This window comes from Achromobacter aegrifaciens (assembly GCF_902859735.1).
GTDB classification, from domain to species: Bacteria; Pseudomonadota; Gammaproteobacteria; order Burkholderiales; family Burkholderiaceae_B; genus Achromobacter; species Achromobacter aegrifaciens.
The window spans coordinates 451,239-467,462 of the sequence record NZ_CADIJY010000002.1 but is presented as its reverse complement, the minus strand read 5'-3'; the positions used below and the strand labels follow the sequence as shown (position 1 = coordinate 467,462).

General features: G+C 63.0%; 15 protein-coding genes. 8 read left to right on the top strand and 7 right to left on the bottom strand.

The window, feature by feature from the left end; translation table 11 throughout:
* Nucleotides 1-3 precede the first annotated feature (3 nt).
* The 4 genes from HV766_RS08140 to HV766_RS08125 all read right to left on the bottom strand — a co-directional run bounded on the left by HV766_RS08140 (nt 4) and on the right by HV766_RS08125 (nt 3,109).
* The gene (locus tag HV766_RS08140) at nt 4-360 is read right to left on the bottom strand and encodes an ArsR/SmtB family transcription factor (RefSeq protein ID WP_054454415.1); all 357 of its coding nucleotides are present in this window, start codon (nt 358-360) and stop codon (nt 4-6) included.
* A 71-nt stretch (nt 361-431) separates the two neighbouring features.
* Nucleotides 432-1,082, bottom strand: a complete 651-nt coding sequence (locus HV766_RS08135; RefSeq protein ID WP_254593296.1) for an imm11 family protein — start codon at nt 1,080-1,082, stop codon at nt 432-434.
* A 30-nt stretch (nt 1,083-1,112) separates the two neighbouring features.
* A complete protein-coding gene (locus HV766_RS08130) occupies nt 1,113-2,444 on the bottom strand; it encodes an ATP-binding protein (protein WP_175180945.1) in 1,332 nt (443 codons plus the stop codon).
* Nucleotides 2,441-3,109 (bottom strand): response regulator, encoded by a 669-nt coding sequence (locus tag HV766_RS08125; RefSeq protein ID WP_175180944.1) that lies wholly within the window; start codon nt 3,107-3,109, stop codon nt 2,441-2,443. The genes HV766_RS08130 and HV766_RS08125 overlap by 4 nt, the downstream gene beginning before the upstream one ends.
* A gap of 209 nt (nt 3,110-3,318) precedes the next feature.
* On the opposite strand from HV766_RS08125, the gene dsbD reads away from it, so the two are divergent.
* The 3 genes from dsbD to dsbG are packed head-to-tail and all read left to right on the top strand — an operon-like array spanning nt 3,319 to nt 6,767.
* A complete protein-coding gene (gene dsbD / locus HV766_RS08120) occupies nt 3,319-5,151 on the top strand; it encodes a protein-disulfide reductase DsbD (RefSeq protein ID WP_175180943.1) in 1,833 nt (610 codons plus the stop codon).
* Nucleotides 5,148-5,984, top strand: coding sequence for a TlpA disulfide reductase family protein (locus tag HV766_RS08115; RefSeq protein WP_175180942.1), 837 nt, complete (start codon nt 5,148-5,150; stop codon nt 5,982-5,984). Before dsbD ends, HV766_RS08115 begins: the two co-directional genes overlap by 4 nt.
* A gap of 9 nt (nt 5,985-5,993) precedes the next feature.
* Complete coding sequence (dsbG, locus tag HV766_RS08110) at nt 5,994-6,767, top strand: thiol:disulfide interchange protein DsbG (RefSeq protein WP_175180941.1); 774 nt, start codon at nt 5,994-5,996, stop codon at nt 6,765-6,767.
* 62 nt (nt 6,768-6,829) lie between these two features.
* Here the strand turns inward: dsbG and HV766_RS08105 are convergent, their stop codons facing one another.
* Genes HV766_RS08105 through HV766_RS08095 form a run of 3 tightly spaced genes read right to left on the bottom strand, consistent with a single transcriptional unit; the run spans nt 6,830 to nt 9,814 of the window.
* Nucleotides 6,830-7,921 carry a DMT family transporter gene (locus HV766_RS08105; RefSeq protein ID WP_175180940.1) on the bottom strand — a complete coding sequence of 364 codons (1,092 nt, stop codon included), beginning with the start codon at nt 7,919-7,921 and terminating at the stop codon, nt 6,830-6,832.
* 50 nt (nt 7,922-7,971) lie between these two features.
* A complete protein-coding gene (locus HV766_RS08100) occupies nt 7,972-8,586 on the bottom strand; it encodes a class I SAM-dependent methyltransferase (protein WP_175180939.1) in 615 nt (204 codons plus the stop codon).
* 13 nt (nt 8,587-8,599) lie between these two features.
* Nucleotides 8,600-9,814: an MFS transporter gene (locus HV766_RS08095; protein WP_175180938.1), complete on the bottom strand. Its 1,215-nt coding sequence runs from the start codon at nt 9,812-9,814 to the stop codon at nt 8,600-8,602.
* Nucleotides 9,815-9,948: 134 nt separating this feature from the next.
* On the opposite strand from HV766_RS08095, the gene HV766_RS08090 reads away from it, so the two are divergent.
* From HV766_RS08090 to HV766_RS08070, 5 genes are all read left to right on the top strand, one after another.
* Nucleotides 9,949-10,872 (top strand): LysR family transcriptional regulator, encoded by a 924-nt coding sequence (locus HV766_RS08090; protein ID WP_125471303.1) that lies wholly within the window; start codon nt 9,949-9,951, stop codon nt 10,870-10,872.
* A gap of 156 nt (nt 10,873-11,028) precedes the next feature.
* Nucleotides 11,029-11,652, top strand: coding sequence for an MmgE/PrpD family protein (locus HV766_RS30325; protein ID WP_175164030.1), 624 nt, complete (start codon nt 11,029-11,031; stop codon nt 11,650-11,652).
* Nucleotides 11,653-12,082: 430 nt separating this feature from the next.
* On the top strand, nt 12,083-12,610 hold the full coding sequence (locus HV766_RS08080) for a sigma-70 family RNA polymerase sigma factor (RefSeq protein WP_166738323.1): 528 nt from the start codon (nt 12,083-12,085) through the stop codon (nt 12,608-12,610).
* Between the two features lie 3 nt (nt 12,611-12,613).
* Nucleotides 12,614-13,627, top strand: coding sequence for a FecR family protein (locus HV766_RS08075; protein ID WP_175180937.1), 1,014 nt, complete (start codon nt 12,614-12,616; stop codon nt 13,625-13,627).
* A 108-nt stretch (nt 13,628-13,735) separates the two neighbouring features.
* Nucleotides 13,736-16,165 carry a TonB-dependent siderophore receptor gene (locus HV766_RS08070; RefSeq protein WP_175180936.1) on the top strand — a complete coding sequence of 810 codons (2,430 nt, stop codon included), beginning with the start codon at nt 13,736-13,738 and terminating at the stop codon, nt 16,163-16,165.
* Nucleotides 16,166-16,224 lie beyond the last annotated feature (59 nt).

The following is a 16,224-nucleotide window of genomic DNA, read 5'->3' as shown; positions in this document are numbered from 1 at the left end:
GTATCAATGCCGCTGGAGGAGGCGGGATGGCGGGCTGCATGCCGCGCTGGCGCCGGTCTCGGCTCCCTCACCAGCCGCGCCCGCGCAGCAATGCTCGGTAAGGTATCCGAGCAAGCCATTCATCTGGGAGAAATCCGCGCGGTAGATCAGATTCCGGCCTTGCTGCTCGACGCTGACCAGGGCTGCGTGCGCAAGCTCCTTCAAGTGGAAAGACAACGCGTTGCGGGCAACGCCAAGCCCCTCCGCCATGACACTGGGTGTAAGGCCGTCGGGCCCCGCGACGACAAGCGCACGAAACACGCGCAGGCGTTGGGCATGGGCCAGGGCATTCAGGGCAGTAACGGCTTGATCTTCATTCATCAATCAATGATACAACAATTATTGAACTATTTATTCATGCAGGCCCGCCGCGGGCCTAACTAAACGTGCCTCTAGATATCGGCTACATCGCGCAGCCGTACGCCGGAGAAGTTGGCCGCACTCAATGCATCAAACATCGCGCGGTCGCAGATGGGAGGCGCTCCCATGCGATCCTGGCGGAAGATATGGGCATCTCCCACCACATCCTGTTTGAACACCAGGCTGGCTCCGCCGACGAGGCTGTAAAGTTTCTCGTCCTCGCCGGTCTGATAGTTGCGGTCGAACTTGATCCTCACGTGGGAAGAGGCTTCATCCAGGGCGTCGAGTCTGCGCAGCACATTGCCTAGGTAGTACTGAGGGGCGGGGCTGCCGTCAGCCAGGCTGAAGTCGCACGCCACAAATGCAAACGCCTCGGCGTCCAACTGCTCAAACAGTTGCTTCAATGGCTCCGACACAATCCATATGCCAGCAAGCACCTCCAGATCGCGTGGCATTCCGCCTTTCTCCGGCACATGAACCAGGCGGGGACGCTCCGGATACTGATCTGGCATTCCATTAGGACGCGAGACGACATTCATCCCCGGATCGATCAGCTTCTCTTCGTTGGCGATTTCGATGCCGGGAATCCTGCCGTTTCCCAAGAAGCTGGCGTCGATCAGGAAAAATTCGCCCTTATGAGATGCGGCTTCGGCTGAAACTTCAATGGCGGTCGGTTCGGTCACGGTCGCTCCAAAGTTCATAACACGCTCCAATTACGGACAGCACGGAAACACAAGTTCCGCGACCAAACCGCCACCTTCCCGGGGCTTGAGATGCAATGCTCCCCCGAACCGCTTGGCAATGGCATGCACGATCGAGATGCCAAGACCCGCGCCGTCGTTGCGGCTTCGGCCTTGGTCCCCGCGCCAGAAGCGTTGGCCAATCTTGGCTGCCTGATCCTCGCTGAGCCCCGGCCCCCGGTCCGCCACGACGATGCGGCATTGTCGGGTTGGAGAATCGAAGCGGGCAACGACTTCGACAGGCATGTCATAGGGGGAGTAGCGAATCGCATTGTCCACCAGGTTGCGGATGGCAGCCTCCAGCATTTCGCGTGGAATGGCGCAGCAAGCATCAGCGCCGTCGACGGATACCGCCAGGCGCAGCCGCGCTTCGACAGTTGTCGCATCGATGACGCTGGCGATGACCTCCTGGATGGACGTACACCCGTTTTCCGAATTGGGCGATGCTTCGGCACGCGCCAGAATCATCATCTGGTCGAGCGTACCCCGCAGGCGCTTCACGCCTTCCTCGGCACTGCAGAGTGACGATTCGGCTTCTTCCCCTTCGGTCAACCTGGCCACTTGCAGGTGGGTATCGATCACGGTCAGCGGTGTCCGCAACTCGTGTGCCGCGGCGTCGGTAAACGCCCGCTGGCTGGAGAGTGCCAGGGATAAGCGTCCCAACAATCCGTTCATGGCATCCAGCACAGGACGAAGCTCGGTGGGCGGCTTTGCGACAGCGATAGGGGTGGTATCGTCCGTTTGCTTGGCCCGCAACTGCATGCGCAGGGCTTGCAGCGGCGCAAGGCCTTGCCCGATACCGATCCACAGGGCAGCCAGCCCGCCAAGAAGCGCGATCAGGAAGGGCACGCCAGCCGCAAACAGCAGCTCATTGATCAGCGTGTTCCTTTGCTCGACGCGATCCGCTGTCGTTATTTGATAACTGTCATCGCGAAGCACATAAATCCGCCACTCGTGTCCGGCGACCATGCGCGTGCTGTAACCGGCGGGCAGGCTGTCGAAATCCGAGGCCGGACTGCCGCTGGTGCGCGCCAGGACCTCGCCGCGCAGCGCGCGAATCTCGCAAGCGATTCCTTCGCTGCCGTTGACGCGGATGGCTTGCGTGAAATCCGTAGTCTTGGCGTTGGGATCTATGACAGACCCGGCAAGCAAGCCCGAGACCATGCGAGCCGACATGGCCAGGCGACCATCAAGCGTGCGGGCAAGGTCGGCGCGCACGCCCAGCATCATCCAGGCCGCCGCCGCCGCCCACAAGACCATGAGAGAAAGTCCTGCAATCAGGACTGCACGAAGACGCAAACTCATGCGTCGAGCCTCCAACCCAGCCGGAATCCCAATCCACGCGACGTTTCAATCACGTCAGCGCCAAGCTTGCGGCGCAGGTTGTGGATATGAACGTTGAGCGCGTTGCTGCTCACTTCCTCGCCCAGCCCGTACAGGCGTTCATTGAGTAGATCAGGAGGGATCCACCGCGCATTGGCCGCGGCCAGATGCGCCAGCAGATCCACCTCGCGACGCGATAGCGAAATGGCTTGGCCTCCCAACCAAGCCAGGCCGCTTTCGGGCTCCAGACGCAAAGGTCCCGCCACAATGATCTGGGCTGCGCGCCCCTGTGTGCGCCTGACCAGCGCATGCAATCGCGCTGCCAGTTCGCGCAAGTCAAACGGTTTGGTCATGTAGTCGTCGGCGCCTTGTTGCAGGCCCGCGATCCTGTGGTCGATGGCATCCCGGGCGGACAGTATCAGCACGGGCAAACACGGTTCAATGCTACGCACGGCAGAGAGCAATTCCATTCCGTCACGGTCCGGAAGTCCCAGGTCGAGCACCAAGGCATTGAAGGAGTTTTCCGTTTGGGCGGTTTCAGCGTCAACGGCCGTGCAAACGTGGTGCACCGTGATGCCGTGCGCGCGCAAGCCAGCCACGATTCCTTTGCCGATCAGTTCGTCGTCTTCTACCAGCAATACCCGCATTTGAATCCCAATCTGCTGCAACCAAGAGCCTATATGTTAGGCCAGAACTTTTCAGACCAGAATGGCCGGCGTCCCTGATTGCCGACCATTCCGCGCTTGCTTTCCCTTCTTTAGTTTCAGTTAATCGATCTCCTCCATCATGGCTGGATAAGCTCCCCTGCGCCTCAACATGAGGGCGGTCGGGGAGGGCCGACTATTGCCCCGGAGGAATGAGGTTGTTTGTATATCGACGAGTACTGGCCGTTGCCTTTCTGTGTTTTCTCGCCATCGGTAGTGCATGGGCGAGCACGGGTCTGTTTTCCTGGAAGGAGGAAGCTGAATTCCTGGATCCGGTCGATGTATTCAAACTGGCGCAGGTGCAGCAACAGGGGACCGAACTGGCGGCGCAAGGACACATTGCCGAGCACTACTATGTCTATCGCCATTCGTTGAAGCTGATTTCCGGACAGGGCGAGGACGTCCGCCTGGACCTTCCACCAGGCACGCCAAAGAATGACGAGTTCTTTGGCGATACGGAAATCTATCTTGGAGATGCGCTGCGGCTGCGTTTTCCTGCCTCCGTCACAGGTCCGTTGACGCTGCATTGGCAAGGGTGTGCGGAAGGGGGCATCTGCTACCCCCCGCAGACCATGGCCTTGAACTTGCCCGCGACGGCGGCGGGAGCCAGCAGCGCTGCCGCGCCTTCCGCCACCGCCAGTCAACCGAAGGCGGGCGCCGGCGGCGCGGCCAACGTCGCCGAGGACCAGGCTGCTGCCCAACGCCTGGCGACGCTGGGGCCGATCGCAGGCACATTGCTGTTCTTCGGCTTCGGCCTGCTCCTGGCTTTCACGCCTTGCACCTTGCCGATGATCCCCATCATCTCCAGCATGGTCGTGGGCGCTCAGGCCAGTCCGCGGCGCGCTTTTGTCACGTCCCTGTCGTATGTGCTGGCAATGGCCGCCACCTATGCCGCCGTGGGCGTGGCCGCCGGCTTGGCAGGCGCGAATCTCCAGGCGACCCTGCAATCCCCCTGGCTGCTGGGAGCGTTCGCGGCCTTGTTCCTGATTCTCGCCAGTTCCTTGTTCGGAATGTTCGAACTGCGCCTGCCGTCCGCCTTGTTGAACCGGGTCGGCTCCGCCAACCAGGGGCGCGCGGGCGGAAACGTGGTCGGCGCTGCGGCGCTGGGCTTCTTGTCGGCATTGCTGGTCGGACCATGCATGACCGCGCCCTTGGCGGGAGCGCTGCTCTACATCAGCCAGACCGGCAGCGCGCTGTATGGCGGCCTGGCATTGTTTGCCCTGGGCCTGGGCATGGGCCTGCCGCTGCTGGTGATCGCCATATTCGGCGCCCGCGTACTGCCCAAGCCGGGAGCGTGGATGGATCGCGTGCGCATAGCGTTCGGCTACGTGATGGTCGGGATGGCGGTGATGATGCTCGACCGCTTCCTGCCGGCCACCCTGAGCCTGGTGCTCTGGGGGGCCTGGATACTGTCCATCGCCATCGGCCTGCTGGCCTGGGCGCAAGCGGTCGCGCAAAAGCTGCGCCTGATGTGGGCCTTGCGCACACTGGGAGCCATCGCAGGCCTGTGGTCCATTCTCATGCTGGTGGGCGCCGCGTCGGGCGGTGATTCACTGTCACAGCCGCTGGCGCACCTGCGCGCCGCCTCGTCGGCCGCCGTGCCAGCCATCGCCAACAAGCCAGCCTACGTAGAGGCCAAGTCGGTCGAGGACGTGGACAGGCGCCTGGCGGACGCGGCCGCGCGCGGCCAATGGACCTTGATCGACTTCTACGCCGACTGGTGCATCAGTTGCCACGTGATCGAGCGCCATGTATTCGGCGACCCCGCTGTGGCGCAGCGGCTGGCGCGCATGCAGGTGCTGCGGCCGGACGTGACGCGCAACGACGCAACGGATCAGGCCCTGCTCAAGCGCTGGGGCGTCATGGGGCCGCCCACGCTCATCCTGGTGGGACCCGACGGCACGGAGCGCCGAGACCTCCGCGTGGTGGGGGAGGTCAGCGCCGCTGATTTCCTGGGGCGACTGAATAAGGCGGGAACGCCATGATAGGCATCGGTCCCTTCTCCATTCAAAGCATGGGCGTCTTCGCGGCTGTACTGTTTTCCTGGCTGGTGACCCGCGCGCTGGCCAAACGCCTGCCGGACGCTTCTCATCGGCTTGCCGGCGCCGTGCTGCTCGACGGCGTGTTTTGGGGCATTGTGGCGGCGCGCCTGGGATACATCGCCTTCTGGTGGGAAGACTACTTCGCGGCTCCCATGGCGCTGATCGCAATCGGCGATGGCGGATACTACTGGTGGGTTGGGGTGCCAGCCACGCTGGCCTTCGTCTGGTGGCGGACCCGTACCATGCCGGCGCCGCGCCGTCCCATATACGCGGGCATATTGGCCGGGGTCGTGGCCTGGTTCGCAGGCGGCGCGCTGCTGCCGCTGCTGCTCGAGCCGCCGCGTCTGCCGGACTTGCAGTTGCAAACGCTGGATGGGAACCCCATCGCGCTGAGGTCATACGAGGGCAAACCGCTAGTCGTCAACCTCTGGGCGAGCTGGTGCCCGCCTTGCCGCCGTGAGATGCCCGCCCTGGAACAGGCGCAGTCCGAGTTCCCGGGCGTCAGCATCGTCCTGGTCAATCAGGGGGAGGGCGCGCAACAGGCGCATGACTTCATCCAGAGCGAAGGCCTGGCATTGCGCAATGTCTTGCTCGACCCTGCGTCCGCGTCCATGCGGGCAGTGAATTCACGCGGCCTGCCCACGACCTTGTTCTATGACGCGCAGGGACGCCTGGTGGATACGCATCTGGGCGAGATCACCATGGCAGCCCTCAAGGACAAGATGTCGCGGCGTTTCGATATGCCCCGAGACGGCATCCAAGATTTACCCAAGTAAGGAATGACCATGTTTGCATTGCGTATGCGTATTTCATCCATCGCAGCCATCCCGCTCGTGCTGGCAGCCGGCTACAGCCAGGCCCAGACCGGAGCTCGACCGCCGGCCATCCAGGCACTGGAAGCGCAAGGCCTCACCATCGTGGGAGAGTTCGATGTGGAAGGCGGCCTGCGCGCTTTCGCCGGCACGGCAGAAGACCGCCCCATCGCCGTCTACCTCACCAGCGATGGCAACGCCATCGTGGGCACGCGCCTGGACGCCAATGGCAAGCCCATCGACCGGATGAAGCTGCGGGACCTGGTTGAAAAGCCGATGGGCGAAAAGACGTGGAGTCAATTGGAATCCGCGACCTGGGTACAGGACGGCAAACCCGACGCGCCCCGCATTATCTACACTTTCTCCGATGCAAACTGTCCCTACTGCCACCAGTTCTGGGAAGCAGCGCGCCCCTGGGTGGACGCCGGAAAGGTGCAGCTTCGCCATCTGCTCGTGGGCGTGATCCGGGCAGACAGTCCGGCAAAGGCCGCGGCTATCCTTGGCGCTCCCGACCCAACGGCCGCACTGATCGAAAACGAACACAAGTTTGATCAGGGCGGCATCAAGCCTGCCGACAGCGTCCCCGACGCTGTGCTCCAGACCCTCGAAGACAACCACATGCTGATGCTGTCGAGCGGGTTCCGAGGCACGCCCGGCATCGTGGTGCGGGAGAACGACGGCTCGGTCAAGAAATTCAGGGGCATGCCCCAGGGCGCGCAATTGGCCGAGGTGTTGGGGCCGCGTTGAATCCAAGACGGGATCCGCCTTGGACGCCCAGACACGCAGGCGAGGAGGGCGGTGGCGAAAACCTATGCCTTCCGCGCTCGGATTCCATGCCCTGGCCCATGACGATGCCGGTGATGAATATCCGGATAGTGGGGATGCGTGTGCGTCAGCGCTTCATGGCGGTGCGGATGCGTATGCGGCTCCGCGCCATCCCAGGCAAAGGGATGCGCGTGCTGGTGGTGCTCGTCGTGCACGTGACGGTGGCTATGTTCCATGGCTTCGTGGGTATGTTCGTGCGCATGCCGTTCGCGCAGGTGCAACCACACGCCCAGCGCCATCAGGGCGGCCGCCGGCCAGAATAGAAGGCCCGGATTCTCGGGCCACAAGATGAAGGAAATGATCACCCCGACTAGCGGCGCCACTGAAAAGTAGGCCCCAGTCCTGGCGGTTCCCAGCGTTCTTAGCGCCAGGACGAATAGCGTCAGGCTCAGGCCGTACCCCAGAAATCCCACGACAAGACTGGCCCCCACCATGGTGACGGGCGGAAGTTCGGCGCCACCAAGCAGCGCCAGGATCGTACTGACCGCTCCGGCAGACAAGCCTTTCAGACCGGCGATCAGCATGGCGTCATTGGTGGCGACCCGACGCGTCAGGTTGTTGTCTATGGCCCAGCAGAGACAGGCCCCAACAATGAGCAGCGCCCCGAGTGACGGCGCCGTGCCGCCCGGCTCCCAAGACAGCAGTACGCCGCCGAGCACGATCGCGACCATGCCGAGCACGATCTGGCGGTCGGCGTTTTCCTTGAACACGCACCACGCGATAATGGCCGTGAGCACCCCTTCGATATTCAGCAAAAGCGAGGCCGAGGCGCCGCTCGTCTGGGTCAGCCCGAGCATCAGCAGCGCCGGGCCGAGCACGCCGCCTGTCGCAATCGCACCCGCCAGCCAGGGCAGGTCTGCGCGCGGAATGCGCAAGCCAGGCGCATCCCCCGGGCTGTGGCCGCGGCCGATGTGACGTAGCGCCAGCAGGATGCCGAGACCCAGCCCGCTGCCCAGATAGAGAAGTCCAGCCAGCAGCAACGGTGCGACGCCTTCGACCAAGGTTTTGGCGAATGGCGTGCTCGCGCCGAACAGGAGCGCCGCGGCCAGCGCGGGGGATGCTGAGCGGATCGACATGTGGACGTGTAGACGGCGGGAATGGCTTGGAGGACAAGCGTACGCCCCATTTACTTCCGATTAAACAGACAATAAACGAACTGCTGGCTGGTACCGAAGGGCGTCTGGTGAGATTCTACCGTGCTGTCCATAAGCGCGAAGCCAGCTCCAAACTCCGCCTGAAGCGCCGCGGCATCGTAGCGGACGGTATCCAATCCGCTGCACTTGAGCGGGCCATCGGGTCCGAACGTTGCAACAATGAGGAAACCATCCGCTTTCACCGACTGCGTCGCCTGCGCAATGTACGCTTGGCGGTCGGCTGGATCCGTCAGGAAATGGAAAACAGCGCGATCATGCCAAACGTCGTAGCGAGCGGAGGGCAGGGTAGCGGTAGTCACGTCAGTGACCAGCCATTCCACACTCGCGGACTTCGTCCCCAGTCGTTCCCGCATCGCCTGAATGGCCGTTTCCGAAATATCCAGCACGGTCAGATCCCGGTAGCCGAGAGCCAGCAAATCATCTGCCAGTGTGGCTTCGCCGCCGCCGACATCGATGATTGCGGCCTCGGGCATCGGGGCCACGTGCTGGATCATGCGCAAAGACGTATCGAGATGAGCGACGTACCAACTCACCGCATCCTCGGATTTGGTGCGGTAGACATCGTTCCAGTGATTCTTGTTGCTCACGCTGCATTCCTCTTCATTGTCGACCCAAATGTAGTACGTGTTTGGCGGGTGTTCTGCGCGCGCTGCTGATGCCATGCCATGTCAACACAACGGCAGCCGCGGCCAGCCACGGCAACAACAGCCCATTGAGTGTCTGCCAGCCAAATTTCTCCAGTAATCCTGCAGCGCCAAACGAACATGCAAGGCCAACCGCAAAAATGGTCATGTCATTGGTGGCCTGGGCCCGACTCTTCTCCGCCGGCGTGTACGTCGTCGTCAGGAGCGTGGTCCCGCCGATGTATAGAAAATTCCAACCCACACCCAGCAACACCAGGGCCGCTGCAAACGAATGGAAAGAGGTGCCCGTCCAGGTCATGAAAACGTGGCTTGCCAACAGCGCAACGCCAACGAACATGATCCGGGTTACGCCGAAACGGGCTATCAACGCTCCCGTGAAGAATGAAGGAAGGAACATACCCAGGACATGCAACTGGATCACGGTGGACGCCGCCGACAGTTCGTGGCGATGATTGAGCATGGCGAGCGGGGTCGCCGTCATCGCCAGGATCATGATCCCGTACCCGGTGACCGCGCCGAACAGCGCAACCAGGTAGGCGGGCTGGCTCACAATGGCGAACCAGCTTCGCCCCGTGGCCGTATCCGCATGGTCGATATGAGAGTCAGGCATGCGCAACCCCGTCAGTGCGCAGGTCGCCACCAGGGAGACTACGGCCAAGATGAGGAACGAACCGGTGTAGACCGGTTGCAGGAGCGGACCGCCATATCGGGCCAAGGAGGGCCCGAGCAAGGCGGCTACTATCCCGCCAGCCAGGACTAGCGAGATAGCGCGTGAGCGGAATCTCTCGTCCGCGACCTCGCTGGCCGCGAACCGGTAGAACTGGGCAAATGCCTGGTACGCGCCCACGAGGAAAGTGCCTGCGCATAGTATGGGCAGCGATGCCAGCCAGACGCCCAGGGCGGCGATCAGCCCGCCCAGGACTCCAAGAGAGGATCCGGCGAGAAAGCCTGCCCGGCGGCCAATTTTCGCCATCCAGGAGGATGCTGGAAATGTGCTTAGCGCTGTCCCGAGGAACATGGCAGCGATCGGGGTCGTAGCCAATTCTGGACGGCTCGCTACAAGGCCGCCAGCCAATCCGCCTACGGTCATTACCAAGACGGAAGCGGTTTGAAACAGGGCTTGCGCCGTCGCCAGGATGAACACCTGGCGGTGCATGGTGTAGCCGCTCATCGACTTGAATTCCTCACTGCAACTGGTCAAGGTCTGCTCGCGGCTGCTGGGCCGTGAGTATGCGGTTGGCAGTGTGATCGCTTCAGATTTATTATTCAAACGAATAATCTAGAGAACTAACCTCAAGAAAATTAATGGAAAGAATACCGATCGACGTCCGTCATCTTCAAACCCTGATTGCATTGCGGGATAGCGGCAGTGTCTCCAAGGCGGCGAGCTGGCTACGCTTGACGCAAGGAGCGCTCTCGCACCACATCAAGGCGCTTGAAGACTTCTACGGATTGCCGCTGTTCGTGCGCAAATCCACACCCGTGGTGTTCACGCCGGCGGGCAGGCGGCTACTGGAAACTGCTGATGCGGTCGTGCCGCTCCTGCACCAGACCACGCGAGACTTGACGCGGCTGGCAAAGGGCGCAAAAGGTACGCTGCGCATCGCGCTCGAATGCCACACCTGTTTCGACTGGCTGATGCCAGCGGTCGACGCCTTTCGCGCCCGCTGGCCAGAGGTGGAGGTTGACCTGGTATCGGGCTATCAAGCCGACCCCGTGGCCTTGCTGCATAAGGAAAGGGCGGACGTAGCCCTTGTATCGTGCCAGGAACCCGAGAATGGCGTCGATTTCCACCACCTGTTCAAGTATCGCCTGATGGCCGTGGTGGCCAATGATCACCCGCTTGCGCAGAAGAAGATCCTGCAGGCGGAAGACTTCGCTGGCGAGACACTCATCACCTATCCGGTCCCGGATGAGTCGCTGGATATCATTCGCCAACTCCTGGCGCCGGCAGGGATCAATCCCAAACGCCGAACCACCGAGCTGACCGTCGCCATCCTGATGCTCGTCGCGACAAGCAGGGGGATTGCCGTCTTGCCTCGATGGGCGATCCAAAGCTATTTGCAGCGGCAGTACGTCAGCGCCAGGCCGATCACGGATGCCGGCCTGACGGCCGAAGTCTGGGCCGCCATGCGTGCGTCCGAGAGCACCAAGCCTTACCTGGTTGAATTTGTGTCGCTGATCAGGGATACCAGCGCGGCAACGCTGACGGACATCGTTCTTTCGTAGCGTGTCGGGATACCGCCCATTGTCGGCAGGCGTAGCGGGGGGATAACTACGCCTATCCATTACTTTACATAATACACATTATGCGCATACCTGGTATGTTTGGCGCTGTTGCGGGATCCCGGACGTCTGGTGCTTTATGACCGCAACAACTAGCTGGTGGTAGCCCCACTGGACTCATCGCAGATCATCGCCCGGCACGTCGCCGGCCTGGCGTTCCAGGACCTGCCGGCATCCGCCGTCGAAGCGACCCGCAGGAACCTGCTCGACACGGTCGGCGTGGCGATCGCCGGCGCCACCGCGCCCGGCTGCGCCGCGGCGGTCGGCGCCATACTTCGACGACACGCACGACCTCGCGGTCCTGCATGCGGGCGTATCGGTGGTGCCGGCCGCGCTGGCGATGGCGGACCGCATCGGCGGCGTCAACGGCGAGGACCTGGCCGTGGCCGTGACGGCGGCCTGGACCTGGCCTGCCGGCTGGGCGTGGCGACGCGGGTCTCGCCCGTGGTCCGTGGCTGGGCCTACACCGCCACCCATAGGCTGTTCGGCGCCACCGCGGCGGCGGCCCGGCTGCTGAAGCTGGACGCGGAACGAACCGGCCATGCCTTGGGGTTAGGTGCCAGGTCTCGGTTGGACGGTGGCAACGGCAGAGATGTGCACTTGAGATCGATGACGCCACGACTTAAAAAGATGAACGTTAGTCCGGCATCACGGCCCGCTGTGCAATGGCATTTTCTGGGAACATGGTGGGCGTTCAGCCGTCACGCATCAATAGGATGCTGAGCCCACACCTACTCAAGATGATTTCGCCGGATGCATATGTCGGAATGACCGCAACATGGCGAAGTCCGACCCCACAACCTTGCAAATCCACCGGCAGCAACCGCTGCGGAGCAGTCGTTCGCGGACAGACTACGAGTGGCCACTGCGGGTCGAAAGCGGAAATTGCTTGCAGAGGCGGGGAAGACCGCCGCTACGTAGCCAGCTGCGGCAGCACCACCGCGTGCTACTGGGCCAGGAACGTCAGGTGTACGGCACGGTCAGCTATCGCTGGTAGGCCGCATCGGACGGCGCGTCCGGCCCTCTCGCCGGCGCGCTGTCGCCCAACGGAGCGCGCGTTCGCCCCGCCCGCATTCCCTACGCCCTTGCGTGATGCCGTGCTTTTGTATTAAAGTTGAAAACCATTCTCATTTACATCAAGGCACGAGGAAGCGTGGTGGGCACTGATTCGGGCGTACAGCAGCAATTTCATTTGCTGTACCGCGATCATCATTCCTGGCTTTTTAGCTGGCTACGCAGACGCATGGGTTGCACCCATCACGCGGCAGATCTCGCTCACGACACGTTTGAGCGCTTGCTGGCCTCGCGCGACGCACTGCTGGGCCAGCCGCTGGGGCTGCAAGAGCCGCGTGCCTACCTGACCACCACCGCCAAACGCCTGCTCATCGACCGGGCGCGCCGCGAGCTGCTCGAACGAACTTACCTGGCCGAGCTCGAACGGCTGGCTCCGGAACTGGCTCAGCATCCCTCGCCCGAGCAATTGCTTATCGCCATGCAGGCGTTGGAACAGATCTGCCAAGCGCTGGAAGGCGTATCCGCCAAGGCCCGCGCAGCCTTCCTGCTGCACTACCTTGAAGGCCACACGCACGCCTACGTCGCCGGGCAACTGAAGGTCTCGACCAAGATGGTGCAGAAGTACCTGGTCCAGGTGCTGTTGCATTGCCATCAACGGCTTGCCTGAACCGTGGCTGCGCCCTCGCCCGCCTCGGTTGCCGCACAGGCCGCGCAATGGATCGTCCAGCTTTCCTGCGACGACGCCGCGCAACGGCGCGCGGCCAGGCAGGCTTTTGAAGCCTGGAAGGCGGCAGACCCGCTCCATGCCACGGCCGCGGAACGCATGGAGGGCCTATTGGACCAAGTAGACGCGATCCGCGTCGGCGGCGTGGGTGAACCGGGCAGCGCCGCCCTGGCCGCCGCGCTCAATGCGCGCGGCAAGCGCAGCCGCATCAAGAAATTCGCCGCCGCCGCCCTGCTGGGCTGCGTCCTGGCCGCGCCCGCATGGCTGACGTTGCAAGCCTATCCCCCCTCCTGGCTGATGGCCGACCTGCGAGCCACCAGCGGCCAATGGAGGACGCAGGTATTGGACGATGGCACTCGCATCAGCATCAACAGCGGCACTGCCGTCAATCTCCGCTACGACTCCCGGCTCCGGGCTTTGGAACTGATCCAGGGCGAGATTCTGGTCGAGGTCGCCAAAGATGCCACGCGCCCCTTCCTGGTCGAAACCCGGGACGGAACCATGCGCGCCCTGGGCACGAAGTTCGTCGTCAGCCGCGAGGACGGCGCAACGCGATTGAGCGTGCTGGAATCGCGCGTATCGGTCCAGACCGACGCGCAACGCCGCGGCGGATCGCGCGACGCCACCGTGGTTGAAGCCGGCCAGGCCGTGCGGATCCGTCCAAACGGCCTGGATCCAGTGACGGAGATCGACACCGGCCAGATCGAAGATGGCTGGAAGCAGCACCGGCTGTTCATACACGATCGTCCGCTCGCCGAGGTGCTCGATACCCTGGCGCGCCATCGCAGCGGCCTGATTCAGTACGACGCCCAGGCGCTAGCCAGCATCCGCATTTCGGCGGTGCTGCCTCTCGATGACACAGATCGCGCCATGCAGCTGCTGACAGCCAATTTGCCGACGCTGCGCGTGCGCAGCTTCACTCCCTATTTCCTGCGCGTGGACGTGGCACCGGGAGACTGAACCGGGCTGTTCCGGCCCCTCAGGCACGCGAATTTTTTTGGACAGCAGGTTCCACTTCCGAATTCTCGTTCGTCAAACCAAAAGACATCACGAACAGGAATTCCCGATATGGCCCTGCCTCGCATCACCGCGTACCCCGCTTCTTCCCGCCAGCCCTACCTGCTCCGCCACCTGCCGCTGGCCGTCGCCCTGGCGCTCGCCGCCCTGCATCCGCATGCTGCGCGGGCCCAGGCCGCAACAGGCATGGCCGTCACCCAATACGACATCCCGGCCGGTCCGCTGGCCCCGGCGCTGAACCGTTATGCGCAGTTGTCCGGCGCGGACATCGTGGTCGACACGCGCAATCTGCAAGGCCTGACGACCCAGGGGCTGCAGGGCAGCCACACCGTTGCCGGCGGCTTCGACATCCTGCTGCGCGGCACCGGCTACAGCGCCAGGCAGACCCCCGCCGGCTACGTCATCGAGCCCGAACCGCGCGCCAGCGCCGTTACGCTGGAATCCGTGCGCGTGGACGGCGACGCGTGGCGCAACGCCACCACCGAAGAAACGGGCTCCTATGCCGCGCGCGCGGTCACGATCACCAAGGGCGCCCAGACCCTGCGTGAAATACCTCAGTCGGTGTCGGTGATGACCCGGCAGCAAATGGACGACCAGGGCCTGACCACGATCGCCGACGCCATGGGCTATGTAACGGGCCTGACGGCCTCCGACTATGAAGACACCGAGAAATTCAATGCGCGCGGGTTCGGCACCAGCGCGCAATACGACGGTCTGCCTCAGCAGGCAGCCAGCACCAACATGGATCTCGCCATCTACGACCGCATCGAGATCCTGCGAGGCCCCACCGGCCTGCTGACCGGGACGGGAGAACCTGGCGGAGCCATCAACTACGTGCGCAAGCGTCCGCGCGCCGAGAGCCATTTTTCCGCCTCCGTCTCCGGCGGCTCCTGGGACCAGTACCGTCTGGAGGCCGACGGCGGGGGTCCGCTCAATGAATCGGGCACGCTGCGCGGCCGCCTCGTCGGCGCCTACAAGGACGAAAACAAATTCTATGACTGGGGACGTTCGGAACCGCGCACCTTTTACGGTGTGCTGGAATACGACCTCGCGCCGCGCACAACGATCGGCGTGACCGCTACCTATAACGATCGCCGCTTCCGCAACTTCAACGGCCTGCCCCTTTACTCGGATGGCAGCGTGCCAGATCGCGACGCGTATGTCGGCCCGTCGAAAATGTCGGACATGTCGACCTATGACGTCGGGACCGACCTGACACATCGATGGAGCAATGGCTGGGAATTCAAGGCGGCCTACCTGCATCGCGACACGCGCTATCGCGGCTATTCGGCGTTTACCGGCAGCCGTATCGATATCGACACCGGCCTGGCCGCCGGCATGTCGGTCGGACGCATCGCGAACGACTTCAAGTGGGATCAGGGCGACGTCCACGTGTCGGGGCCCGTCTCCCTGTTTGGACAGGAGCACACGCTCACGCTGGGCTACAACTACGCGCGCTCTGACGAAACGACCGGAAGCCGCTTCAGCTACATCGAGAACGTCGCGCCGCTGACCGATCACGACTTCGATCAGGAATACGCGCTGCCGGTAATCAATCGCAACAACACCATCACCACGCAATCTGGCATCTACGCCTCGGGGCGATTCAAGCTGGCCGACCCGCTGAGCCTGATCCTGGGGGGCCGCTGGACGGATTACCGCCAGAAAAGCCGCCCGGTGTCGCCACAGACCGGAGACTGGGAATACAGCGCGGCCAATACGAAGGACGAATTCACGCCGTTCGGCGGCATTGTGCTGGACCTGAATCAACAGGTCTCGGTCTACGCCAGTTATACGGACATCTTCGTGCCCCAAAGCGAGCAGGACTACACGGGGCAAACGCTCAAGCCGCGCAAGGGTTGGCAAACCGAAGCCGGCGTCAAGGGCGAGTTCTTCGATGGCCGCTTGAATGCGTCGCTGGCGATGTTCCGGATTCGCGACCAGAACCGCGCCATTACCGACCCGGACCACATCGGTTGCGGCGGCACGCCCACCGGTTCGTGCTCGCGCGCGGCCGGCCTGGTGCAAAGCCAGGGTTGGGAAGCGGAACTCAGCGGCAGCCCCTTGCCGGGCTGGGACATAGCCGCCGGCTATACCTTCACCAACGCAAAATTCCTGCGTGACGCCGACGCCGACAACGTGGGCCAGCGCTTCGCTGCCGATGTTCTGCCCAAGCACCTTTTCAAACTCTGGACGCAATACCGGTTCCAACCCCGCGATTTCAACGGCGCGCTGAACGGCTGGCGCGTCGGCATGGGCTTGCAGGCGCAAAGCGATGTCTACACCTCATCCATGCGCCAGGGCGGCTACGCGGTTGTCTCCGCGCGCCTGGGCTACCAGATCAACAAGCAATGGGACGCCGCGCTTTCGATCAACAATCTTTTCGACCGGGAGTACCTGCGCACGCCGGGCTACGACATTTTCTACAACCTCTATGGCGCGCCGCGCAGCGCTATCCTGACGCTGCGCTACACGATGTAGCGTCTGGTGGAGATCCGCAAGCCTCGCGCAGCGCCGCCGCGATGTTTCCACGCCAAAGC

Bases quoted from the DNA above. Each gene is read 5' to 3' on its own strand.
- HV766_RS08140 (WP_054454415.1), bottom strand. From the start codon at position 360: ATGAATGAAGATCAAGCCGTTACTGCCCTGAATGCCCTGGCCCATGCC.
- HV766_RS08130 (WP_175180945.1), bottom strand. From the start codon at position 2,444: ATGAGTTTGCGTCTTCGTGCAGTCCTGATTGCAGGACTTTCTCTCATG.
- HV766_RS08125 (WP_175180944.1), bottom strand. From the start codon at position 3,109: ATGCGGGTATTGCTGGTAGAAGACGACGAACTGATCGGCAAAGGAATC.
- dsbD (WP_175180943.1), top strand. From the start codon at position 3,319: ATGAGGTTGTTTGTATATCGACGAGTACTGGCCGTTGCCTTTCTGTGT.
- HV766_RS08115 (WP_175180942.1), top strand. From the start codon at position 5,148: ATGATAGGCATCGGTCCCTTCTCCATTCAAAGCATGGGCGTCTTCGCG.
- dsbG (WP_175180941.1), top strand. From the start codon at position 5,994: ATGTTTGCATTGCGTATGCGTATTTCATCCATCGCAGCCATCCCGCTC.
- HV766_RS08105 (WP_175180940.1), bottom strand. From the start codon at position 7,921: ATGTCGATCCGCTCAGCATCCCCCGCGCTGGCCGCGGCGCTCCTGTTC.
- HV766_RS08095 (WP_175180938.1), bottom strand. From the start codon at position 9,814: ATGAGCGGCTACACCATGCACCGCCAGGTGTTCATCCTGGCGACGGCG.
- HV766_RS08090 (WP_125471303.1), top strand. From the start codon at position 9,949: ATGGAAAGAATACCGATCGACGTCCGTCATCTTCAAACCCTGATTGCA.
- HV766_RS08070 (WP_175180936.1), top strand. From the start codon at position 13,736: ATGGCCCTGCCTCGCATCACCGCGTACCCCGCTTCTTCCCGCCAGCCC.